At 67.2% G+C, this 22680-nt stretch carries 22 protein-coding genes and 2 pseudogenes; 6 read left to right on the top strand and 18 right to left on the bottom strand.

Translation table 11 applies throughout. The features are described 5' to 3' along the window. Positions 1–27: 27 nt before the first annotated feature. Positions 28–471: a Cd(II)/Pb(II)-responsive transcriptional regulator gene (gene cadR, locus A3GO_RS0112160; protein ID WP_013721909.1), complete on the bottom strand. Its 444-nt coding sequence runs from the start codon at positions 469–471 to the stop codon at positions 28–30. Between the two features lie 81 nt (positions 472–552). On the opposite strand from cadR, the gene A3GO_RS0112155 reads away from it, so the two are divergent. The 4 genes and pseudogenes from A3GO_RS0112155 to A3GO_RS26840 all read left to right on the top strand — a co-directional run. Beyond that, positions 553–2955, top strand: coding sequence for a heavy metal translocating P-type ATPase (locus A3GO_RS0112155; RefSeq protein WP_013721908.1), 2403 nt, complete (start codon positions 553–555; stop codon positions 2953–2955). After that, a pseudogene (locus A3GO_RS26910) lies at positions 2952–3494 on the top strand (phosphatase PAP2 family protein); the annotation flags it as partial. The gene A3GO_RS0112155 and the pseudogene A3GO_RS26910, both read left to right, overlap by 4 nt. Positions 3495–3536: 42 nt before the next feature. Further along, positions 3537–4031: a signal peptidase II gene (gene lspA, locus A3GO_RS26905; RefSeq protein ID WP_470406613.1), complete on the top strand. Its 495-nt coding sequence runs from the start codon at positions 3537–3539 to the stop codon at positions 4029–4031. 3 nt (positions 4032–4034) lie between these two features. Continuing rightward, a pseudogene (locus tag A3GO_RS26840) lies at positions 4035–4187 on the top strand (Tn3 family transposase); the annotation flags it as partial. Between the two features lie 25 nt (positions 4188–4212). Here A3GO_RS26840 and A3GO_RS0112145 read toward each other — a convergent pair. Then, positions 4213–4980 (bottom strand): LysR substrate-binding domain-containing protein, encoded by a 768-nt coding sequence (locus A3GO_RS0112145; protein ID WP_019486312.1) that lies wholly within the window; start codon positions 4978–4980, stop codon positions 4213–4215. Between A3GO_RS0112145 and A3GO_RS0112140 the strand changes: the two genes are divergently transcribed. Continuing rightward, positions 4946–5245, top strand: a complete 300-nt coding sequence (locus tag A3GO_RS0112140) for a helix-turn-helix domain-containing protein (RefSeq protein ID WP_003282197.1) — start codon at positions 4946–4948, stop codon at positions 5243–5245. The two genes, A3GO_RS0112145 and A3GO_RS0112140, sit on opposite strands and share 35 nt — an antisense overlap. A 26-nt stretch (positions 5246–5271) precedes the next feature. Here the strand turns inward: A3GO_RS0112140 and mobH are convergent, their stop codons facing one another. From mobH to A3GO_RS0112125, 3 genes are all read right to left on the bottom strand, one after another. After that, a complete protein-coding gene (mobH, locus tag A3GO_RS0112135; RefSeq protein ID WP_023085017.1) occupies positions 5272–7116 on the bottom strand; it encodes a MobH family relaxase in 1845 nt (614 codons plus the stop codon). Between the two features lie 203 nt (positions 7117–7319). Beyond that, entirely contained in the window at positions 7320–8240 is a 921-nt protein-coding gene (locus A3GO_RS0112130; protein ID WP_013721904.1) for a nucleotidyl transferase AbiEii/AbiGii toxin family protein, read from the bottom strand. Further along, positions 8233–8991, bottom strand: a complete 759-nt coding sequence (locus tag A3GO_RS0112125) for a type IV toxin-antitoxin system AbiEi family antitoxin domain-containing protein (RefSeq protein WP_013721903.1) — start codon at positions 8989–8991, stop codon at positions 8233–8235. Before A3GO_RS0112125 ends, A3GO_RS0112130 begins: the two co-directional genes overlap by 8 nt. A gap of 229 nt (positions 8992–9220) precedes the next feature. On the opposite strand from A3GO_RS0112125, the gene A3GO_RS0112120 reads away from it, so the two are divergent. Continuing rightward, complete coding sequence (locus A3GO_RS0112120; protein WP_010792111.1) at positions 9221–9583, top strand: DUF3742 family protein; 363 nt, start codon at positions 9221–9223, stop codon at positions 9581–9583. Positions 9584–9611: 28 nt separating this feature from the next. On the opposite strand, the gene A3GO_RS0112115 is transcribed toward A3GO_RS0112120, so the two are convergent. The 13 genes from A3GO_RS0112115 to A3GO_RS0112055 form a co-directional block, all read right to left on the bottom strand. Next, positions 9612–11144: a conjugal transfer protein TraG N-terminal domain-containing protein gene (locus A3GO_RS0112115; RefSeq protein WP_023085016.1), complete on the bottom strand. Its 1533-nt coding sequence runs from the start codon at positions 11142–11144 to the stop codon at positions 9612–9614. 15 nt (positions 11145–11159) lie between these two features. Further along, positions 11160–11513: a hypothetical protein gene (locus A3GO_RS0112110; RefSeq protein ID WP_023085015.1), complete on the bottom strand. Its 354-nt coding sequence runs from the start codon at positions 11511–11513 to the stop codon at positions 11160–11162. Beyond that, a complete protein-coding gene (locus A3GO_RS0112105) occupies positions 11510–12916 on the bottom strand; it encodes an integrating conjugative element protein (protein WP_015038856.1) in 1407 nt (468 codons plus the stop codon). The genes A3GO_RS0112110 and A3GO_RS0112105 overlap by 4 nt, the downstream gene beginning before the upstream one ends. 10 nt (positions 12917–12926) lie before the next feature. After that, positions 12927–13871, bottom strand: a complete 945-nt coding sequence (locus A3GO_RS0112100; protein WP_023085014.1) for a TIGR03756 family integrating conjugative element protein — start codon at positions 13869–13871, stop codon at positions 12927–12929. Then, positions 13868–14317 (bottom strand): TIGR03757 family integrating conjugative element protein, encoded by a 450-nt coding sequence (locus tag A3GO_RS0112095; protein ID WP_023085013.1) that lies wholly within the window; start codon positions 14315–14317, stop codon positions 13868–13870. Before A3GO_RS0112095 ends, A3GO_RS0112100 begins: the two co-directional genes overlap by 4 nt. 168 nt (positions 14318–14485) lie before the next feature. Further along, the gene (gene radC / locus A3GO_RS0112090) at positions 14486–14980 is read right to left on the bottom strand and encodes a RadC family protein (RefSeq protein WP_003292123.1); all 495 of its coding nucleotides are present in this window, start codon (positions 14978–14980) and stop codon (positions 14486–14488) included. Positions 14981–15175: 195 nt separating this feature from the next. After that, positions 15176–15919 (bottom strand): DsbA family protein, encoded by a 744-nt coding sequence (locus A3GO_RS0112085; RefSeq protein ID WP_029133617.1) that lies wholly within the window; start codon positions 15917–15919, stop codon positions 15176–15178. Between the two features lie 13 nt (positions 15920–15932). After that, entirely contained in the window at positions 15933–18821 is a 2889-nt protein-coding gene (locus tag A3GO_RS0112080) for a conjugative transfer ATPase (protein WP_029133616.1), read from the bottom strand. After that, positions 18821–19255, bottom strand: a complete 435-nt coding sequence (locus A3GO_RS0112075) for a TIGR03751 family conjugal transfer lipoprotein (protein ID WP_023083166.1) — start codon at positions 19253–19255, stop codon at positions 18821–18823. The genes A3GO_RS0112080 and A3GO_RS0112075 overlap by 1 nt, the downstream gene beginning before the upstream one ends. Next, the gene (locus A3GO_RS0112070) at positions 19236–20669 is read right to left on the bottom strand and encodes a TIGR03752 family integrating conjugative element protein (RefSeq protein WP_011805408.1); all 1434 of its coding nucleotides are present in this window, start codon (positions 20667–20669) and stop codon (positions 19236–19238) included. Before A3GO_RS0112070 ends, A3GO_RS0112075 begins: the two co-directional genes overlap by 20 nt. Further along, on the bottom strand, positions 20659–21573 hold the full coding sequence (locus A3GO_RS0112065) for a TIGR03749 family integrating conjugative element protein (RefSeq protein WP_029133615.1): 915 nt from the start codon (positions 21571–21573) through the stop codon (positions 20659–20661). The genes A3GO_RS0112070 and A3GO_RS0112065 overlap by 11 nt, the downstream gene beginning before the upstream one ends. After that, positions 21570–22262 (bottom strand): PFL_4703 family integrating conjugative element protein, encoded by a 693-nt coding sequence (locus A3GO_RS0112060; RefSeq protein ID WP_010792125.1) that lies wholly within the window; start codon positions 22260–22262, stop codon positions 21570–21572. Before A3GO_RS0112060 ends, A3GO_RS0112065 begins: the two co-directional genes overlap by 4 nt. Next, complete coding sequence (locus A3GO_RS0112055) at positions 22259–22669, bottom strand: TIGR03750 family conjugal transfer protein (protein WP_029133614.1); 411 nt, start codon at positions 22667–22669, stop codon at positions 22259–22261. Before A3GO_RS0112055 ends, A3GO_RS0112060 begins: the two co-directional genes overlap by 4 nt. Between the last annotated feature and the right edge of the window lie 11 nt (positions 22670–22680).

Genomic DNA, 22680 nt, shown 5'->3' with positions numbered 1-22680 from the left:
GCCACAGAATTTGGGAAAAATCGTACGCTAAACGCCAGCGCTGGCCTCGTCTCGGGTGCTGACGGTATGGCAAGAACAATTCACGAGCCCTTGAAGAATGCCGCACGCCTCGACGGGTCGTGCGCCGGCGCACTTTTCACGCAAGGCCGTCAAATGCAGCCTTAGCTGCAACAACGCCTCGACCCGCGCCTCCACCTGCCGGATATGGTCATCCAGCAGGGCATTCACTTTTCCGCAATCCTGGGTGGGGCTGTCCCACAGGTTCAGTAAGGTCCGAATCTCGCCCAGCGACATGTCCAGCGAACGGCAGTGGCGAATGAACTGCATGCGCTTGACTTGCTCCTCGCCGTACAGCCGATAGTTCCCGCTGCTTCGCGCCGGCTCAGGCAATAGCCCTTCCTTTTCGTAGTAACGAATGGTCACGACCTCGCATCCCGTGCGCTGCGCCAGTTCGCCGATCCTGATTTCCATGCTGGTCCTCCAATGCTTGACCCTATAGCCACTATAGGGATTTTAATGCATTTGAACGAATGACGACGCCGAGGAATTGCTATGAGTTGCGGATCAAGCGGGTACGGTTGTGCTGATGCTCCCGTTCTCAAATCAGAAACACAGACCAGCGCCACTACCGGGGTGGCGGTTGCCGTCTATCACATCGAGAACATGGACTGCCCCACGGAAGAAGCGCTGATCCGGGGCAAGCTGGGCGGCGTGCCCGGCGTGGTGGAGCTCGATTTCAACCTGATGCGGCGCACCTTGACCGTGCGGCACACCCTGGCGTCGTTGGCCCCCGTGGAACAAGCCTTGGCGGCTGTCGATATGCAGGCGGTGCGACAGGACGACCGCTCGGCGGTGCAGACCACCCGCCTTGCCATCGCCAAGATGGATTGTCCGTCCGAGGAGGCGCTGATCCGCAGCAATCTCGCCACGCTGGCCGGTGTGATCGATCTCGACTTCAACCTGATGCAACGCACGCTCACCGTGCGCCATGCCCCAGCCGTGCTGCCTGACGTGCTGGGTGCTCTGCAATCGCTCGGCTTCGAGGCCCAAGTGCTCGAAGAAGCCAACCGCACGCCTGCGTCATCAGCACCGGGGCAGACCACGACCCATTGGTGGCCGCTCGGCATCTCGCTAGTCGCCGCTGTTGCGGCGGAGGCCGTGTACTGGCTCCAAGGCGGCAATCATTGGTCGGTGATGGTTCTGGCTCTGGTCGCCATCCTCACCGGTGGCCTGTCCACCTACAAGAAAGGATGGATTGCCCTCAAGAACCGCAACCTCAACATGAACGCCCTGATGTCGATTGCCGTCACCGGGGCCATGTTGATCGGGCACTGGCCGGAGGCGGCGATGGTGATGGTGTTGTTCGCTTTGGCCGAGGTCATCGAGGCCAAGTCGCTGGACCGCGCCCGCAACGCCATCGCGGGGCTGCTCGATCTGGCCCCGGAGCGAGCCACGGTGCAACAGCCTGATGGCTCATGGCGCGAGGTGGATGCCAAGCAGGTTGCGATCGGCAGCCGGGTGCGAGTGCGGCCTGGCGAACGCATCGCCCTCGATGGGGAGGTCGTAGAAGGCCGCTCGACCGTGAACCAAGCGCCGATCACCGGGGAGAGTCTGCCCGTCGACAAGGGCCTAGGCGATCCCGTCTTTGCGGGTTCCCTCAACGAGTCAGGCTCGTTCGAGTACCGTGTCACGGCGCTGGCGAACAACTCCACGCTGGCCCGCATCATTCATGCGGTGGAGGCCGCACAAGGCAGCCGCGCGCCGACCCAGCGCTTCGTGGATCAGTTCGCGCGCTGGTACACGCCCGCCGTATTCGCCTTGGCCGTGGTCGTCGCACTGGTGCCGCCGCTCTTTGTGGGAGCGGCATGGCTGGATTGGATCTATCGGGCGCTGGTTTTGCTGGTGATCGCCTGCCCGTGCGCGCTGGTGATTTCGACACCCGTCAGCATCGTCAGCGGGTTGGCCGCAGCGGCACGCCACGGCATTCTCATCAAGGGCGGCGTGTATTTGGAAGAGGGCCGCAAGCTGCGCTGGCTGGCCTTGGACAAGACCGGCACCATCACCCACGGCAAGCCCGCGCAGACCGACTTCGTTGCCTTGGGTAACGCTTCGCCCCAGCACGCCCGTAGTCTCGCGGCCAGCCTGGCCAGCCGCTCCGACCATCCGGTGTCCAAGGCAATCGCGCAAGCCGCCCTTGCCGACGGCGTGGCGCTGCGCGAAGTCGCGGAATTCGCCGCATTGCCCGGCCGAGGCGTGCGCGGCGTGATCGACGGAGTGGCCTATCACCTCGGCAACCATCGGATGCTCGACGAGCTGGGACATTGCTCCCCCGCAATGGAACAACGCATCACCGCACTGGAAGCCGAGGGTAAGACGGCGGTGATGCTGGTGGAGCCCGAGGGCGTGCAGGCGCTCATGGCAGTGGCCGACACCATCAAGGACAGCAGCCGGAGCGCCGTGGCCGAACTGCACGCGCTGGGCATCCAGACCATGATGCTGACCGGCGACAACCCACACACCGCCAAGGCGATTGCCACACAGGCCGGGATCGACCGCGCACAAGGCAACCTGCTCCCCGATGACAAACTGCGCGAGATCGAAGCGCTTGCCCAGTCCGGCGGGGTCGGCATGGTCGGTGATGGAATCAACGACGCTCCGGCGTTGGCTCGTGCCGACATTGGCTTCGCGATGGGCGCGGCGGGCACCGACACGGCCATCGAGACGGCCGACGTGGCGCTGATGGACGATGACCTGCGCAAGATTCCGACCTTCGTGCGGCTGTCCCGCACCACGGCACAGGTGCTCACACAGAACATCGCGCTTGCGCTGGGCATCAAGGCCGTGTTCCTGGTGCTCACCTTCACCGGCCACGCGACCATGTGGATGGCGGTGTTCGCCGACATGGGAGCTAGCCTGCTGGTGGTGGGCAATGGCTTGAGGCTGCTGCGCCGATGAGTTGGAAATTCGTGCTGTATGACTGGGCCGGTCTGAATCTCGCGCTATTTCAAGCGATCAATGCTGGGACGCCCGCAGTGCTGTGGCCGCTGGCGTCGCTCTTCAGCCTAATCGGCAGCTACTGGACCGCGCCCCTAACCGTACTGGGCCTATGGGCATGGTCAAAGGCATCTTCCGATCCGGCCCGCGTTCGGCTAGTGCGGAGCCGTTTGTTGCACTTCGGCGTCGCGTTCTTGCTGGCCTTGGCGGCGGCGTCGGCCTTGAAGTGGTGGCTCGACTTTCCGCGCCCGCATGCGGTGCTGGGCGCAGCGGTGCATGTCATCGGCGCTGTGGAGCTGCATTACAGCCTGCCCAGCGGGCACGCGACCTACGCGGCGCTGGTGGCCGCTGCGTTGTGGCCGCTGCTGGCCTGGCGCGGTCGCGGTTGCCTGTTGATGTATGCCGCCCTGGTTGGCTGGTCACGCATGGCGGCAGGTATGCACTTCCCGGGCGACGTGCTGGCAGGCTGGGGGCTGGGCTTGGGCTGCACCGTGCTCTCGCGGTGGCTGATCTCGTTCGCCACTGCGGCGCGCGCAAAGGGGCTGCTCGCGCCGGCCTTGCCGTGGTACGGGGTGGCTGCGGCAGCGGTTGCTGCTGATCAGGCAGCCAAGCTCTCGATCGAACGGGCGTTCGTCTATGGCAAACAGGTCGAGATCACGCCGTTCTTCAACCTCGTGCATGTGCTCAATCCGGGCGCCGCGTTCAGCTTTTTGGCCGGAGCGAGTGGCTGGCAACGTTACTTCTTCATCACGTTAGGACTGCTCGTCGCGGTCTGGCTCATCCGACAACTGAAGCAGACGCTGCCGCGCTTCGAAGCCGTCGGCTACAGCCTCATTCTTGGCGGGGCACTTGGCAACGTGGTGGATCGCCTGCTGCGCGGTCAGGTTGTGGACTTCCTCGACTTCCACTGGCAGGGCATGCACTGGCCCGCGTTCAACCTCGCCGATGTTGCGATCTCCATCGGAGTCGGCTGTTTGATCGCTAGGTTCCTTGAAATTCGAGACAAGGGTAACAAGGGTAGATTGTTGTCAGGATGAGCTGCGACGCAGGCGCTGCGCGACTCCGGCAACGGGATCGACGACGGGTTGCTGCAATACCTGTCGCCGCTGGGCTGGGAGCACATCAATTTGATCGGCGACTACGTATGGCGGCAGAGCCGGAGGGCCGAAGACGTGCAGTTCCGGCCGTTACGCATCAATGGGAAGGCCAGCGCATCAGTCAGGACACCAAGCGCGCTCGTCGGGCGAATCTTGCCTGGGTGTCCGACAAGGTAGCGTTGCGGCGGAGCAGGTAAGCCATCACGATCATTGGTGCGCCGGCCAGCGGCCGTACGGCGATGCCTCGGCGTAGGTAGCTCGCCAGTCTCGCGGCAGGCGCAATGGCGATCCCGTACCCGGCAGCAACCAGCGTCATCGCCACATCGAATGTCTCCACCGTTTGCTCCCGCTCCTGCAGCGCGTTTTCGAACACGCGCTGCACGGTCACGCGCCATGGTTCATCGGCCGTGGACTGCGAGCAGATCAAGGGCTGCTTGAGCACTTCCTCGCACGGCACTTCACGGTAGGCCAGCAGGTGGGAGCGCTTGGCCACGGCGACCGCCAGCGTGTCATGCCACAGCGGCTCGCATATCCAGCCAGGCCACTGCCGGGCAGCCGCAGACAAGGCGAAGTCGAAGCCGTCGCCCGGCAGCTCCGCGCCTCGACCGGGATCTGTCCATCCGGCCAGGACGGCATGAGTCTCCGGCTCTTCGGCGCGCTGCAGGGCGAGCACGTCGGCGAGCTGGGGAGGCACCCATTCGCCGAGGACGGCCATGCGAATTTCGGCGGTGATGTCACTCGATTCCACGTCCAGCTCCCCCCAGGCGGTGAACTCGTGGCAACTGATCTCGAAGCCGTTGAATGAGTTAAGTTTAACGTGGTTTAAATCGTGACCGTGTTCGACGCTCTTGGCAATGCCAAAGCGTTCGATCCAAAGGGGCCGCCCCACCGGCACCACTACCTACGAAGCGGAACCAGCCATCGCGTTTGGGGCTGCCGTGCGGGAAGAAAGAACCAACCAGGGCATCGCTCAGGAAACGCTGGCCCACATGGCCGGCATCGAACGGTCGCACATGGGCAAGATCGAGCGCGGCGAGCATGTCCCCACGCTCCCTCTCATCCTCAAGATTGCCCGTGCGCTGAAATGCAGTTCCGCCCACTTGATGACTCTGACCGAAGCCAAGCTGGCAGAGTCGGCCCCATCCGCGGATTGAAGCCGGCCCGCACAGCGGCCGCATGCCTACGCCTGATCGTCGTCCTTGCCCCCAAGGGCTGAATCTTCGCGCTTTGCGGCCTCGTTGACGAGCCGCAGGTATGGGTTGTCTGGCGGCGTCTCCTGGAACAGCGCATCCGGGCTGGCGAGCAGGTAGCCGTGCAGCCGGCGCGACTTGCGCGGCCCCGTGACTTCGCAGGTCCAGATGTTCAGCCCGCTCGGCTGCTTGCGGTGCTGTCCCAGCTTCTCGAAGCGTTTCTGCGCCCACTGCCACCCCTCCAGCTTCTCCTGCTTGGCTAGCGCGGCGACTTGAAGGTACTCCTGCGCGTAGCGCTGGAACACGCCGGGGCTGACGAGATAGGTCGTACCGGCGACGGTATGCACCAGGGCCTTGGCGTCGTTGATGATGAGCTTGCGCGTCTGGACGCTCTGACGCAGCCAGGCCATGAAGTGCGCCCCGGAGGGCTCCGTGCGATCCTGGGAAGGCGCGAGGCTCATCTGCGGCGGGGGCACGGTCGAAGGGGCCGGCTCGGGCTCGGCAACAGGGGAACTCGGGATCTCCGGTGCCGTGGGTGGAGCGGCGTCGCCCAGCAGGTCGAGCAGCGCGGCCACGCCGGTGTCCATGGCTGCGGATGCGATCGGCGCCGTGCTCGCGGATGCAGCCTCGATGCCTTCCGCGCGCGGCCCATCGGCCACCGCCGGCGGCGTCGGCTCCGCCTGTTCCTCTTCGATCTGCACACGGCCTGCGAACGGCGCCGGCCGGTCGGCGGCATCCCAGATCATCGCCGGCGAGAGTTTCAGGAAGGTGAAGGCGTGCGACCAGCCGGCGTCGCTGGTGACGGTAGCCTTCCAGATCGCCTTGCCATCCGGTGTCGGCTGCACGATGCCGTGATCCTGCAACACGTTGAACACCGCCGTATTGCTCGCCGGGATGCCGTCGATGCCCTGCGACAGCAGATGTGCGCGCAGCTTGTCGGAGACGGTCTTGCTCACCAGCCACAAGGCGTCCTGGGTCAGCCAACCGTCCGCCGGGCCGCCCTGGTTCAACTTGAATTCTTCCTTGAGCAGGTAGCGCAAGCCGTCGAGCAATTTGCGTTGCAGCGCATGCTTGGGCGCCGCCAGCGCCTTGCTGGGATCGCCGCCGAGTTCCTGGGCGACCGATGCCTGGTCGGCCTGCACGACCAGTTCGCCGAGCGTGCCGGCATGCTCGTACTGGCCGGCCAGCACGTACAGCAGTGCGGCCCAGAGGTCGGGATAGCCGCAGAGCCAGTCGAAGATGTCCCGATCGAGAAGGCGCGCGTAGAGCAGCCCGGTGGCGGCGCTGTGCAGGCGGTACTCACGCTCCTTTCGGTAACGGAAGCGGTAGGGCTTTCGCAGCGGGCCGTGCCAGGGATGCCAGACGCTGCCGTCGGCATGCTCGACGTGCAGATCGACGGCAATCTTGCCGATGTCGTGCAGCAGGGCCGCGTAGGCCGTGCCTGCAGTCCAGGCCTCGGCCTGGGCTGCCTGTGCCTCTGGCGTGACGCCCGCAGGCAGCAGGTATGACTGCCGCAGCTTCAGCGCATAGGCGACGATCTCCAGGCCGTGGTCCAGCATGCCGCCCGGATAGGCATGGTGGTGGTTCTCGGAGGCCGGGAACTGTTGGACCAGCTCGGCGTAGCGCTCCAGTGGGGCGAGGTAGAGCGTGGCGAACTGCCGGCGCGAGAGCGATGTGCGCTGCCAGATGTGTTCCAGCAGTTTCTGCCGGCGCGGCGTGGCCAGCAGCGATGCGGCCGACTCCGGCCGCATCGACCCTTTCGGAGTTTCGATGGCGGAGGTGGGCGGCGTGCCGGCGGTGGGTGGCACCCTTTTGCGCTGGAACAGCGAGAGCATGGCGAACCCCGGATGACGGGCTGCTCGGGGGCGCCTTTTGGCCTTTTCAGGATAGGGCCTTTCCCCTTGGCGCCCTTCCTTTGCCCCTTCCCAGCCCTTTGGCCTTTGTCGGAAGCTTTTGGGTATAGGGCCGCTGCTGCGCGGGTGCCACGATGAATGCGGCATGGGGCAATCCCGGCAAGCCGGAAGCTGCGGGATGTTCGTCAGCTCTGGCCCAAGCCGGTGTCGAGGGCGGCGGATTGCGCTGCGAAGTCGTCGGGACGGCGCTTGCGGAAGGTTTCGAGATTGGCGAGCTTCCAGCGCAGTGCCGGCAGTTGCGCGGCGTGCTGGCATTGCACCAGCGACCAGTCCGGTTCTGCGCGCGCCAGCCCGCTCAGAAACTGCTTGTGCGCGGTGCTCAGTCGCTGTGGCAGCTCGCGCCGCACCCTGGCGCGAGCGTCGAGCAGTGTCTCCAGGGAGCAGCCCACTTCGGTCATGCCGACAAAGGCCCGCTCGTACTCGCCGGCGATGTCCTTGTCGTTGCCGAACAGCACTTCGTGGGGCGGCCGGTTGTGGCCCGCCAGATAGATCACGAAGCACTCGACCATGCCGTCGCTGATGTCGCCCGATTCGTAGAGCTGCCACACGTCGAACAGGTCGCGGGGGTGCTGCCGATCCAGCGCGGCCACCAGCTTGCTGGCGTACAGCTCGTCCGGTGCCAGAACCGGCAGCTCGAACTCGACGCCGAACAGATCGCTGGTCTTTGCGCTCAGCGGCCGCCGCTCGACGGGCAGCACGCTGCCTCGGAACACGACGTTGACCTCGATCTTCACCTGGCTGGCGTCGTTCTCGACGATCAGCTTGGTGTCTCCCAGGTCCTTGGCGCGAACCAGGCGTGTCTGCACGCCCAGTGGCGCAACGCGCGTGGCGATGGCGGCCAGCTCCTGGTTGATGGCTTGCAGCGCTTCGTCGCGCGGCGTCTGCCACGGGAGGTACACCACGTCGATGTCCACCGAAAGGCGCGGCATGTCCCGCACGAAGAGGTTGATGGCCGTGCCGCCCTTCATGGCGAAGATGTCGTTGGCGAACACGTCGGGCGCGACGGCCAGCAGCAGGCGAACGGTGTCCGCGTAGGTCTTATCCATGAGGTCTCAGGCTCAGCAAGGTGCCGTCATCGAGCCGGCTCATCCAGCGCGTGTTGCTGCCGGTGCGAACCGGGTACTGCTCCAGCAGGGCATCGACATCCACGAGGCTGGTCTCGCGCGCCCAGGTGAGGAACAGGCGCACGGCCTTCACGCTGGCGCAGCAAGACAGCAGTTGCCCGAGCAAGTCCTTGCGGGGGGAACGCAGTCCATCGAAGAGGTTGCGGGCCTCTTCGAGGCTCTGCTTGACGCCGGCTTCGTACAGCAGCTCCAGAACGGCACGCTCGGGGGCTGCCACCCGCAGATCCTCGGGCAGGCCAGGCGGCGTGGTCAGGGTCTTGCCGGCCAGCGCCGTGTCCGGCCAGTCGAACAGGCGGGCGTGGACATAGCGGGCCGGAAAGCGCGAAGTGAACCAGGCCGGCAACGCGAAACGACCGTCGCCCCACAGCACCAGCGCCTCCCGGCTGCCCAGGTTGTGCCGCACCCCCTGCAGGGCCAGGGCGCTCTTGCCGCCGACGTGCAGGCCGGGCACGCGCTGTTGCAGGAACTTCAGCGCACCGTAGACCCCGAACTCATCGTTCGGGAAGGCATAGACGCCATGGGCCAGGCGCACGAGCCACCCGCCGTCGGCATAGTGGGCGGCGAGCTGGGGCGACACCCCGAACTGGCTCAGGGTGGCAAGGTCGAACGGCGCCCCGCGGGGGAGTCCGGCCTGCAGTCGCTTGATTACCTGGTGCCGAGAATTTCCATCCATGTTATAAAAATAACACAGAATCCAATCTACCCCTAGAGCCATTGCAAGAACGTGCATGGAAAGTAGCATTAGGTTTGATTTATCGTGCAGAATCTAATCGATCTGCGACCCGAGCCAACCCGGCTCTGCCGGCCGCAACCCGCCCTCCTGATCGCGGTCTATGCTGGAGGGCAGGCCACGACCGGCCGCTCCGCGAGGTGAGGCACCACTGAAGCCGAGGCATATGAGCATGACCACCAACACGCACAACGGGCGCTGGAGCCACCGGCTGGGCCGGGGGGCTGGCCGTGCCTGGCGTGGATACCTGCGCCGCGAGCAGCGTGTAGCCGGCTGGCTGGTGACGCGCGGGGTGCCTGCGGGCGCGATCACGGCGGTGCTCTGGATCGTCAAGCTGGCCGTACTTGGCGTGCTGCTCTACACCGTATCCTGGCTCGTCCTGCTGCTTGCCTTTGCGGTGGTCGCCGCATGGCTCGCGCGGAACGCCGATGCGGATGATGAGAACCAGCCAGAGTGGCGTGAAGGACACTCCGGCCATGGTCTGTACGACAAGAACGAGTGGCGCCACGACATGGGCGACTCTGACGAGTCGTAGCTGCCCCATCGGTGCGAAAGGATGCGCCTTACTTCGCGCCGCCTTTCGACGCAGCCGTCATCGCAAGGCGAGAGCCACTACCTCCAGCCGCCTTTGCGTCGCCGGTAGCGACGGTAAGCGCTCCAAGAATATTGCCTGCCCGTACACCAGCCCAGGCCAGTGCCATCACCCAAAACGTCGGCAGCACGATGAACATCATCGCCATGACGAAGTTGAGCAGCATGTCGCCAAAGGCGTTGTTCAAGCCGATCAGCGGATCGAAGTTCGTGTGCGGCCTGTCCGCGCCAAACCCCCAGCCGTAGAGCGCGTCCAGGATCGTGCTGTCGATCCAGCGCGCGAGCTGGAACCAGAAGTCCACGAAGAACAGCGCGAACTGGACGCAGCTCACCGTCACCACCGTCTTCAGGTCGTAGGTGCCGATCAGCAGCACCAGCGGGATGCAGATGACGAGCGCCATCTTGAGCATCGTCAGCACCATCGGCAGCGCCTGGCGCACCACGTCCATCGCCGGAAAAAAGCCCAGTGAGCCGACGGTCAGCCCCAGGTCGCTCGCGCCGCGCGTGACGACGTTCGGCAGCGTCTTGTCGATCTGGCCGCCGTAGTCGGTGTAGACGGCGCCCTGGTTCATCTTCTGCTGCCTCGGTGAGACCACGGCGCGGATCACGGAGTCATTGACCTCGCTCGACGACAGGAAGCCCACCCAGCGCCCGATGCGGGTCAGCAGGTCCGGGTCCACCTGTGCCAGCAGCCGGCTGTGCAGTCCCTGGCCGCCATCGGCCCACCACTGCCGGCAGGACGGATAGCCGCCGCCGCTGTCCACCTGTGCCAGCCCCGCATCGCGGGTCGCGTCGTAGGGCCAGGCCGTGCGTGGGGTCTTGGCGCGATAGGTGTCATAGAAGCCGGGCGTGTCGAGGAAGTAACTCGACCCGATCCAGGTGACGTCGTTCATCTGCTCGTCGGAGAGCGTCGGCCGGTTCATGAACAGCTTGGCGCGCGACGGCCCGTAGCAGTCGTGCGTGAAGTCGGCGACCTCCTGTGCCAGCACCGGATCGTCGATGCGCGTGGCATCCACATCCATGCGAATCTGACGCAGGTCCGTGCCGCAGGGGATCGCCGCCACCGCGGAGCCCGTCACGGCTTTCGACAGCGCGTGCATGAAGAACCACCACACCGGCACCAGCGCGCTCTGGTCGTTGAGCGCCGTGTAGACGTTGGACCAGCCCGTGTCGTTGGGCAACGGGACGTTGACCTGGCATTGCGCGGAGCGCGTGGTGTCGAACTTGATCGTGGCGAGATCCACCGGGATGAACGGGATGCCGGCGAACATGATGACCACGATCGCCACCCACACCCGGTTCTCGATGCGCATCGACGACAGCACGCCCTTGTTGCCTTCGTCCGCACCCTCGCTGCGGGCCTTGAGCCATTCCTGGATCACGATGGCCACGAACGGCAGCGCGAACACGCCGCTGGCCACGAGAATGCTCCAGATGCCGTTGTTGACCACCCAAGCCACCAGGGTCAGGTAATACTCCAGGTAGTCCGTGGTGTAGAGCGTCATGCCTGCCTCCCGGTCTCAGCCGTGCCGCAACAATTGGCTGGCTTCCAGCGCGACCACGGCGATCACGGCAGCGATCTCCGTGCGCAGCAGGCGCTGATGCGTTTCGCGGGACGGCTCCCGCCGCAACAGGCGCCGACGCATCCACCACCAGCCGTAAGCCGTCGCTCCGTAGAGGCACAGACGCCACACGAAGAAGTGGCCGGCGTGCGCCTGCAGCCAGTGCTGCCAGCCCTCGACGCCGCCGACCACGTGGATGCCGGCGATGTTCACCGCCACCGCGGCGGCGACCACCAGCAAGGTCCACAGCAGCGCCACGCCGACGCGGCGGTTGAACAGCCATGGCAGCCACAGCCAGGCGAGCCGGCTCATGGCGTGCCGCTCCGCGGCTTCTGGACTTCCCGCAGACGGTCGCGCGTGGTGTCGCCCTCGAAGACGCCGCGCGAGCCGGCAGCGCGGGTGCTGTGGCGCTGGATGATCGCCATCGCCGAGTTGCCGGCCAGCGTGCGGCGCAGCTCCAGCTCGGTCTTGAGGTTGTTGATCTCCTGCTCCAGCGCGCTGTTCTCCTGGTCCACCGCCTGCACGGCGAGCTCGTTGGCGGCGACGTTCGGCTCCTTCTTGCCGGTCAGCAACGTGCGTTGCAGCAGCAGGGCCTTCTCCAGCACGCTGGACAGCGCAGCCTCGGACGCGAGGCGCCGGCCCAGCACGTCCTGGTCGGGTTCGTCACGCAGGGCCTCGATCACGCCGCGCGTGATCGGCAGCGAGCTGCTGCCGGCTGCGTCGAGATTGGCCAGCGTCGTCGGCCGGGCGCCCGTCACCAGTTCCTGCAGCGCCTGCAGCTTGGTCTCGTACTCTTCCTGGATCATTGGCGTCAGCCCGACGCCAGGCGTGGTCTGGGTCTTCGTGCAGTTTTCGCAGGTGCGCTGCTCGCGTTCGCCCAACACGCGGGTCGCCCAGTCCGCGGCCGCCTGGGGCGAGGACCAGGTTTGGCAGGTCAGGCGGTTGCCGCAGGCGCTGCGCGCGATCGACGAGGTATCGGTGGCGCTGCGCCCGTTGAGCAGGTTGTAGCCCGCGCGCGTCACGTCGCCGACCACCTTGATCGAACTCTGACCGGAGCCGCCCGCGTTGCCGCCGCCGACCCATGGCACGCCGTTGTTTCCTTTGTTGGACTCGGCCTGCTCGATGGCGGAGACGGCATCGGTGCTGCTGACCGCATCCCGCAGCGCCATCCCTTCGGCGAGCTGGTCCCAGCCGGCCTGGCCGCCGGCCATGTCCGCCATGCGATTGGCGATGGCGCGGCAGGTCATCTTCGAGCGGTCGAAATCCAGGCGCGCCTGCAGGATGCCGTTGGTGAGCAGGTTGTACAGGCCCGGGTCGGCGCGCTGGATGATCAGCGCCGGCAGCGAGGCCACGGCGCTGGTGGCGTTCTGGATCACGTTGCTCATGATCGTCTGGAAGCCGTTGGTGATGCCGTTGAGCTGGTTCTGCAGCGTCGTGGTGATGCTCATGTCGCCGCAGATCAGGTTGCTGTTCCAGCCGACGCCGACGCCGATGCTCTGCATGTTGCCGGCACCACCCATCGACACGGCCCGGCCGCCGCCGATGCTGTAGAGCACGTCGTCGCCGATCACGCTGCCGCTGACGTTCACGCCATTGGGATCGATGCGGGTCTGCGCCCAGGCGACGCCGACGACCAGCGTGATGGCCGCCACGAGCAGCGTGGCCCGCAGGGGCGATTTCGCGCGGCGCAGGAAGTCAGGGAGGGAGGCGTTCATCGTGGGTTCCTCACATGAAATCGACGCTGCCGAGGAAGACCTGGCCACGGCGCCGGCAGCAGGAGTACGGCCGCCACAGGGCCCAGGCGTAGTCGCCTTGCTGGGCCTGCACGCGGGTGCGGCTGTGCGGGAAAACCACGCAACTGTTCGAGAGCGTGGGCGTCAGCTCCTGCCACTTGCCCGTCGAGGCGTCGGTCTCCATCAACGCGCCGGCCGGCCAGTAGCCGTCGCGGGCGCTGGCCAGCAGGGGCTGGTACACGTGAATCTGGTTGCGGCGCGTCACGATGTCGCCCGCGCGCTGCGCGACCACGGCGCCGCTCTTGTGGTCGTCGGTCTGGTGCAGGAAGCCACCGCGGGGATACACGTTGCCCCAGAGGTTCAGGCCGGTGCGCGTACCGATTTCGCGCCGGCCGGGGATGAGCGCTTCGGGGTAGAACGCTTCCGGGATGTTGTAGCGCCAGGCGATCGTGTCGAGCGTGCTCAGCAGATACGGCATGAAGGCCGTGCCAGCGCCTTCGCAGGTGTAGCCGGAGGCGCTGGCGAACTGGCTGAACACCATCCCGGCCGGATGGCCGATGACATCGGCGTTCTTGAACTTGGCGAGGTTGTTCTCGTTGTCGTGATTGGTCGTGCCGTCACCGCCAGCCTTGGCGGTCGGGTTGGGCATGCTCATCGCCCTGACTTCCTGCCACGGGTTTTCTCCGGTGTTCGAGTAGCTCGACACCACCGCATCGGGGACGTAGTGGCGCACCTTGACGGAAGTGCGAACCGAGCAGCCGAAGGGCGTGCAGTACAGCCAGTAGCAGATTCCGACCACGCGGTATTCGAGGCAGTCGGGGGACAGCGCCGACGAGACGATGGTGGCGGTGTCCAGGGCGAACGTCGACGTGGCCGCGCCCAGCAGCAGCGAGGCGGCGGTGGCGCGCAGACGCCGGGACGCCAGCAGGAGGCTCATGGCTGCGTGCTCCGGTAGGCGTCGATGCGCGCGACGGCGCGGGACACGTCGGGCTCGCCGTAGACCACGTAGCGTCGATCGACCACCACGGCGGGAATCTTGGCGATGCCCAGTCCCCAGGCATCCGCGACACCTTGATAGGCATGGCCGATGCGGCGCTGCAGCGCCTCGCCGCCGTCATGCAACCGCTGCCGCACCACGGCTGCGGCCTGTTGCGGGTCGGCCGGCAGGTGCGCGGCGAGTTCGACCTCGATGCGCGTGGCCTGGTCCAGCTCGATGATCCGCACGCCGGCCGGGGCCTGCACCGGATGACGGCTGTCGGTGACGACGAGCACATCGGCGGCCGCCGCGATGGGACCGAGCAGCGCGGCGCACAGTCCAGCGGCCAGCCGGGCGGCCAGGAGGCGCCGCGAGGCGGCAGGAAGGTTGAGGGAATGAGCCGGCATGTCGCGCCTCCGCGGAGTCGATGCAGACTCGTAGTCGAGCGCAACGCAGATCAGGGGACGACAAAGAAACCGAAACCGGTCAGTCCCGATTTCTCTGCGGGTCGGCGAAAGGAAACGGGAGCCAAGGGCTCCCGTGGTGATGACATGAATGCGCGTCGGCTGGTGCTGCTACAACAAGCCGGCTTCGGCGAACGAGTACGGGCTGCCCTTGCCGACGATGAAGTGGTCCAGCACCCGGACATCGACGGTGGCCAGGGCGCTCTTCAGCCGCTCGGTGATCGCACGATCAGCGGCCGAGGGCTCGGTGTTCCCCGAGGGGTGCTGATGCGCCAGGATCAGCGCCGAAGCGTTGAGCGCCAGCGCACGCTGGACCACCACCCTCGGATACACCGAAGTCTGGTCGACCGTGCCCTTGAACAGCGGCTCGAAGGCGAGCACCTGGTGCTGGTTGTCGAGAAACACGACGGCGAAGATTTCGTTCGGCTCCGCGACCAGTTTCAGGCGCAGGTAGTCGCGCACGGCGGCGGGACTGCCCAGCGCCGGACCGGCCTTGAACACGCGGTTCTCCAGCAGGGTGATGGCCTGCCGGATGATCCAGTCTTCGTGCTGGGCGGCGATCAGGGTGAGCGACTCCGGGCGGGAGTCGGCGATGACGAGAGACATGGCGAACCTCCAATGGATGAGATCGGAGGGCGCCTGCCCCTGGAGGGCAAACCCTCCTGGGGACGATGGGGATGGAACAGGTGACGAGCGGGCATCCACCACCGCGGATGCGGTGGCTGTTCGCGTCAAGGGATGCGATGCGAACGGGTTTCGATCAACGCGGACGAGCCGCGCCGCAGCCTTGAAGATCGATGGCTACCTGGGCATGTCACCGGCAACGCCGGCGGGCATGTCTGGGGAATGGGCAGGTTCGGCTGCGGTCGTGTTGCCGGCGGCGAGCAGGTCGATGGCCGACAGCAAGGCATCGCCTTCGACGGGGCCGTGCAGCAGGAGGGTCTTGCCGGACTCGCGGTCGCGCAGTTGCAGGGCCGGCGTGGCCGCGATGCCCTGCTGTGCCGCTTCCGCCGCCTGGGCACGGATGACGGCATCGGGGCGATCGCTGTCGAGACAACCCTGCATGGCTGGCGTGAGGTCGGGATAGCGCAGGCCTTCCGGCAGGCCCTGGCCGTCGCCACGGGTGTTCGCGTAGAGCCACGCCACGGCTTGCCAGAACGTGGCATGCCCGCCCGTCTCGCCCGCGCACTCGGCCAGGCGTGCCCCGGCAGTCGCAGCCGGCTCGTGCATGGACAGCGGCAGGTGGTGCCACTGCCAGTTCACCTCGGGATGGGCGTCGATCCAGCGCTTGAGTTCGGGGAAGTAGGCCCGGCAGTACGGACACTCCAGGTCGGCGTACCCGACCACCGTGAAGCGCGCATCGGCACGGCCATACAGCCAGGGCGGGCCGGCCGGTTTCGGCACTTCGGACCCGGCGGCGACCAGGGACATGGACTCGGTTGCCGGATGCGGCGCGCGCAGCAACATCCACGAGGCCACCGCAATCGTCGCCACGATCAGCAGACCGATCCGGGGATGACGGCGGGCGAAGGAAGGCATGCGCATCGTGTCGCTCCCGTCAGGCCAACGTGTCCAGCGCCAGAGGTTCGATTCCCCGCGCACGGTCGATCTTCTCGGCCACGCGGAAGGCGGCATCCAGCTCGCTGATGCCGTGCTGCTGCATCAACTGGAAGCGTTCGGCCTTCTCCTCGGGCTCGGTCATCGCCATCGCCAGGTAGAGGCTGGGCGGCACAGCGCGGAACAGCACTTCCATCGACTTGGACAGGATGACGCCCTCGCTGAACTTGCCGGCCTCCTTGCGGGCCGAGAGCATCAGCGCCTTCTGCGAAGCGTTGAGTTCGCGGAAGCGCGCGATCTTTTCGACTTCATCGGGCGGCATCGACAGGCAGATCCACCACTCGATCATGTTGAGCATGGGCTCGGCCGCTTTCGGCAAGTCGTCCAGGTTCTGCGTGGCGAGCCAGAACCAGGCGCCGAGCTTGCGCCACATCTTGGTGATCTTGACCACGTAGGGCGCGAGCAGTGGGTTCCTCGTGATGATGTGGCCTTCGTCCGTCACGTTGATGATCGGGCGGCCCAGAAACTGGTCGCGCTCGGCGATGTTGTTGACGGTGTTGATGAGCGAGATGTAGGCGATCGAGAGCTGGGCGTTGTAGCCCTCGCGCGCGAAGGTGGCCAGGTCCACGATGGTGATGTCCGCCTCGGGCCACGGCGTGCCGGACCGGTCGAACATCTCGCCGTCCACGCCCTGGCAGAACATGTCCATGGCGTCGGCCATCTCCAGCAGCCGTGCGCGCCGCATCTCCGGCAGCGTGGCGTCGCGGGCGCGCTCGCGCAGCGCGTCGCGCACATCGCGCGTGAGCACCGTGCGTTCGTCCGCCACGCAATGCTGGGCCGCATCGAGAATGCACTGGCGGATCAGGCTGCGGTCGGCGCGGGTCATGCGCGCTTCTTCCTTGTCCTCGCCGCCGGTGATCATCAGTCGTGCGGTGATCTCCAGTTCGCCGAGCACGTCACGCTGCTCATCGCCTTCCACGGCCATGCCGGCATCGGTCTGGTCCTGGTCGAGCGCATCGGCGTCCAGCGTCTGTACCTGGCTCGGCGTATCGACCAGGCGCCAGGCATCGGCGAACGGGGCCAGACTGACGCCCGCACCCGGCGCGAGCTTCACCCGATGCACGGTGAGGCCCAACCGTGCCGCGAAGTCGCCGAACAGGCCGAAGCTGTTGCCCGCCTCGACGATGAACAGGCGCGGCCGATAGATCGCCGTCACCTGATTCAGGATATTGTTGAGCGTCGCGCTCTTGCCCGACCCCGTGGGGCCGAACAGGAACAGATGCGCGTTCATCTGCCGGTCGAGACGGTTCAACGGATCGAAGGTGATCGGGCCGCCGCCGCGGTTGAAGAACGTGATGCCCGGATGCCCCGTGCCCTGGCTGCGGCCCCAGACCGGCGCCAGGTTCGCCGCATGTTGCGCGAACATGAGCTGGGTGTACCACTGGCGCTTGTCGGCAGCCGGATCGAACACGCACGGCAGCCAGCGCAGATAGCTGTTCAGCGGCGCCACCTCGTCCTCTTCGCGTACCGGTTGCAGGCCGGCGTTGAGCATCACGTTGACGAGCTGCAGACCGCGCGCATCGAGCTGGGCCAGGTCGCGGCCGCGCAGGTAGAACGCCAGCGCGCCGCGGTAGAGCTTGTGCGCGCTGCCGATCAGGCCGCGCGCCTGCTGCACGTCCTGCCGGGTCTGCTCCGAGGCCAGGGTTTCGCCGACGGCCTTCCTGGCGAGGTGGTTGAGGTGCGCCTCCAATACGTCCTGGGGTGTGGCGACCAGCGTCAGGCACATCACCGTATCCTCGGGCATCTGGTCGAACAGCGCGTTCATGGCATCGCCGCCTTTGCGCGTCTCGCCCGTCAGATGGCCGGTCACGGGTGGCGTGCGCAGGCGATCCATCACGATCACCCGATGCGGCATGCTGTCGAAGAACCACAGGCCGTTGGGCACGTCCGAGCGCGGTTGGCCGAAGAACAGGCGCTGCGCGAAGTCGGTGCCGCTGGCGAGTTCGATCTCGCCCTCCTCCTGCTCTTCCGGGTAGCGGGTCAGCGCGTAGAAGCGTTCCCGATCTTCGGCAGTGGTGCCGAGCAAGGTCGGATTCGGGTTGAACCAGCGCAGCAGCCAGGCGTGGATGTCCGCCGCGCCGAGACGCCGAGCCTTCACGCCGGCATTCGCCAGCCCGCCGGCGAGGCGGTCGCAGATCGTGGTCAGCGCCTGCTCGGGCGACTGGCCACGCCGCGGGGTCGTGGCCGCGGACGTGCGGCGGTAGACCACCATGCGCACGCGCCGCACCTGGCCGCGCCACGGCAGGCGCGTCACCGTGGTGTCCTCAAACAGGCCACCCGGCTTGGCGATGGCCCGCAGGTGATGGGCGAAGAAGCGCAGGTAGAAGTCGCTGAACGCGCTGCCCTGCGCACGCGGCTGCAGATAGTTCGCCAGGGAGCGCAGATAGTTGTCCCAGTCGGCCTCGTCCTGGGCGTAGAGCTGCACTACCCAGGGGTTGTCGTCCAACTCGTCGAAGGAGTCCTGCAGGGCGTTCTCCAGCGCATCGCGCGCCTGCCACAGCCAGGCCATCTCGCGGCCCTCGGTGCCGACCGGCGCCAGTTCGAAGAAGGCCGCCACCGACTGGCCGTCTTCCAGCAACATGCACTTGCTGCCGGGCAGGTACTCGACCCAGGGCAGCAAGTCCGCGAACGACGGCGCGACGCCATAGAGCGCATCGTGGTCGGCCTGGGTGGCCGGTCTGCGCCGGCCCCGGCCGAGCGCGCTGCCCGGCTCGGCGACACCCTGTGCCGCCAAGGCCGTTACGTGCCGTGCCCAGGCATCATCGGTCGCATCCGCGGCGTCAACAGGCGATGCGTCGGACTTGCGTGACCACGGCAGCGACCAGGCCATCAATAGTCCTCCACGCGCTCGCCCGGCATCGCGTACTGCACGCGCTGGTAGAGCGGGAACACCGTGCTGTAGCCGGGCACCGGCACCGGGTCGGTGCCCGCCAGGTGCGGGAACACGTACATCACCAGGTCGGGGTTCGGCAGGCGGTGGAACTGGCGGTAAATCTCGTTCTGCGCGGTGCGGGTGTAGCGCGCCTGCACGCCGGGCGCCGCCTGCACATCGGCATCGGCCAGCGGCCGGCGCAGGCCCTGGCGCGCGTCGAGCAGTTGCCGCGCAGCTTGGCCCCCGCCTGCGCTGCCGCCGGTCTCCTGATGCCAGATGTCGAGCATGGTGCTGTCGCCGTGCGGCAGCAGCTTCTCCTTGCTGGTGGCGCAGCCGCCGAGCAGGGTGGCCGCCAGCAGCACGGCGGCCGCGTCAATCCAGATCCGAGGCATGGGCTTCTCCGGTGCGGTGGTGGACCCGACGCCCCTTGGCGTCGTAGTCGATGTCGAGCGGCTGCTCCAGGTGCACGGCCACTTTGGCGCCCGGCTGCACGTAGACCGCCGCGAAGGCCTGGCCGTAGAGCTTGTTGACCCAATCGGCCATGTCGCGCACGCCGCCCGCGAGGATGCGGCCCATCGCTTCGTTGCCGCTGATGCCGACGGTGCCCAGCGAGCCGTTGCTGTTGGCGACCACGGCCACGCTGCCGTTGTCGGACTTGATGAGCGAGGCCGCGCCGGCGCCGGCCGCGGTGATGAGCGCCTGGCTGCCCAGGTACTGCTGGGCGTTGCTGCGCCGCTCGCCGCTGACGCAGGGAATGCCGTAGGGGTCGCTGATCCAGCCCAGACCGCCTTGGATGCTGGCGCCGTTGTGCCCCGAGTTGCCGCCGCTGCTGCCGCCCTTGCTGCTGTCCTCCGGCACCGTGCGGATGGTGCCGTCCTGGAACACGAACGTGACCGAGCGGATTTGCCCGCGCACGCACGAGAGCGTCCAGTCGCCCGAGGCCGTGCCGCTGACCACGGCGCCGGCCACGTCGGGGATGTCGATGCCGTTGGCCGTGAGGTTGTCCGGGCCGATCAGCACCTTGAACGGATAGGGATCGTTGACGGTTCCATCGATTGGCACGCGCCCGATCAGCGCCGTCATGGCAATCGACCCCATGAGCGTCGAGTTCGACGGCACGGTGTAGACAGCCTTCGTGGATGCGCCCACCGCGCGGCTGCCGACGTCGGCGACGGATTCCACTGCGGCCGACAGGCTTTTCTGGGCCGGCCCGAAGCTCAGGGGAAAGCTCGGCTCCTTGCTGCTGTTCTTGGCGTCGACCTTGGCATCGTCGGGCTCGACCCACTGCGTGCTAGCGACGCCGCGGTTGAAGCGCTGGCCGTCACCCTCTTCGAGCCCCAGCCCGACGGGCAGATCGGACGGGCCACCCTTGCCGGAAAGGCCGTCCAGTTGCCGCTGCAGATCCTGCAGCAGCCCCTGGGTCTGCTGCCTGTCGCTGGCCACCTGATTGCGCTCCTGCTCCAGGCGGCTGCGCTCGCCTTCCAGCGCGCTCTGGATGCGTTGGTCGATCGCGCTTTCCCGCGCGCGCAGGCGCTCGTTCTCGGCCTTGTGCTGCTTGTTGTCGCCCAGCGCGCTCTGCAGCTCGGTGCGCAACTGCTTCACCTGGGCCACCAGCGTGGCGACGGTATCGCGCGGCGTGTCGCCAGCGATGCCCAGGGCTTTCATCTCCTCGGGCGTGAGCGTACTGGCCGCGCCCTTGGGAGCGGGCTGGCCGCCGGGCGCGCCGGAGAACAGCTTGATGCCGACGAACACCAGCAGCAGCGCCATCGGGATCAGCAGCCACTTGAGCAACGGATTACTTTTCATCGCGCGCTCCTCCGGTCGAGCCGGCCGCGGCGGCCGGCGGCAGGTTCGCGGTGGCATCGATCGGGCTCAGCGCCGGCAGCAGCGACTCGGCCAGGCCGTGGCCGCGCGTGACCAGGTAGAGCACCGTGGTGTCGGACGCGGTGCCGGCCGGCCCCAGGTTCGGATGCTGGAAGGTCGCCGCCACGAAGTTCCCCTGCAGGGCGCGCGGGTCGAGGTCGAGCCAGCGCGCCGAGGTGTTGGTGAGGCGCACGGCCGTCACCCACTGGTCTTCCAGGCGCCACGCGGCCAGTGCCCGCGCGTGCACCGGCAACGTCGGCAGCAAGGTGTCCAGTGCGAGGCCACGGCGCAGGTTCACGCGCCCGATGCCGGCGACCGGCTCGACGGTGCGCAGCGGCGCGTACAGGTTCTGTGCGGCATGGCGCGTCAGCACGACCGGTACCGGCGTCTCGCGCCGGGGAACGGATTTGTCTGCGGGCGCGTCGGCCTGCTCGTCCGCGCCGCTTGCCGCACCGCCGCCGTAGCGCTTCGCGGGGGCTTCCGCTTCCACGATGCGCACCGGCTCCAGCGGCGCCTGACCGTCCTTCGCCGGCTCGGCGGCGATGTCGAGCAGGATCAGCGCGCCGGATTCCACGTCCTGCAGTTGCAGCCGCGTGGGCGGAATCGGCTCGCTCGCCCGCAGGTAGATCGCGCCGCCGGCACTCTGCACGCGCAGGTGATCGCCGACGCTGGCCGGCACGCCGACGCGCACATTGCGGTCGATGAAGACCACGCGCTCCTGGCCGACCACCAGCGGCACCGGCAGGGGCAGGCGCTCCCAGCGCAGGATTTCCACGGCCTGGCTGGCCGGCACGACACCGAGGATCAGCAGGACGCCGGCCAGGGCCGACAAGGCAATGGGCTTCATGGGGAGTCTCCCTGCAGATGGCCGGAGGCGTTGGCGGGCGCGCCGGCCTGGGTCGGCGTCGGCGGCGGTTCGATGCGCTGGGGTGCGCCGGCGTAGCAGTCCAGCGCCAGGCCGAAGGGGTTGTGCTCCGGGTCGATGTCCAGCCGGACGACCTTGATGGGGTAGCGCACCAGGGCGCGCTTGACCTGCTCGGAGCCGTAGTATTCGTCCGCGCTCACGTCGAGCGTGACGATCCAATCGCGGTCGGAGACCACCTTGACGCGCGTGGCCGGATCATCGCCGTAGCCGCGGCCGGGAATCTCGTAGATGCCACGCACGCGCTGACGCAGCTCGCCACTGGCGCGCCGGTACTCGTAGTCCTGTTGCAGGAAGGCCCGGCAGCTCGGCGTCAGGTAGGCCGACAGCGCGCGCAGGTTGCGCGGATAGTCTTCTTCGCCGTTCGTGGGCCAGCGCTGTACCTGCTGCCAGATGTAGAACGAGAAGGCATACACGCTCTCGGGCGGCACGTCCCACCACTTGCGCGTGCTGCCCGAGCGCAGATCCGGCGGCACATGGATGGTGAGACTCTTCGGCGCACTCCACCAACCGAAGCCGAGCAGCAGCGCCACCACGAACAGCGCGCCGGCCCCCAGACGCAACGTCTTCACGTGCGCCTGCAGGTGCGCAACCTCGTTCTTGAAACGGCTCATGGCGCCCCTCGATCGGTGTTGCGCCGGGTAGTCCAGTAGCCCGAGCGGGTGATGAGGCGCTGCCCGCCCAGGAGCGCCGCCAGCGCCGGATGCCGCAGGGCCAACCGCCATTGGAGCTGCCGGTACAGCCAGGTGTCGGGCCGGCCGCGCTTCTGCGCGCGCAGGAAGCCTCCGCCGACAAAGACGCCCAACGCGATGCCGGCGACGATCAGCGTGGGCACCATGGCGATGCTGTGCGTGAGCCAGGCCAAGGGCAGGCCGAGCGCGAACCCGGCTGCGGCCGACAGGCCGGCGCAGATCCACAACTCGTCGGCGGTCAGCCCGCGCACGACCACCGGCTGGCGATTCAGTCGGTGCGGCAGGAAGGTCACCAGCGTGTCGTGCGGGCTCTCCGAAGAGACAGTCATCGCTTGCCGCC

Source organism: Sedimenticola selenatireducens DSM 17993 (genome assembly GCF_000428045.1).
Classification (GTDB): Bacteria; Pseudomonadota; Gammaproteobacteria; order Chromatiales; family Chromatiaceae; genus Sedimenticola; species Sedimenticola selenatireducens.
Note: the sequence above shows the minus strand (reverse complement) of the source record. Positions and strands in the feature narration are given on the sequence as shown.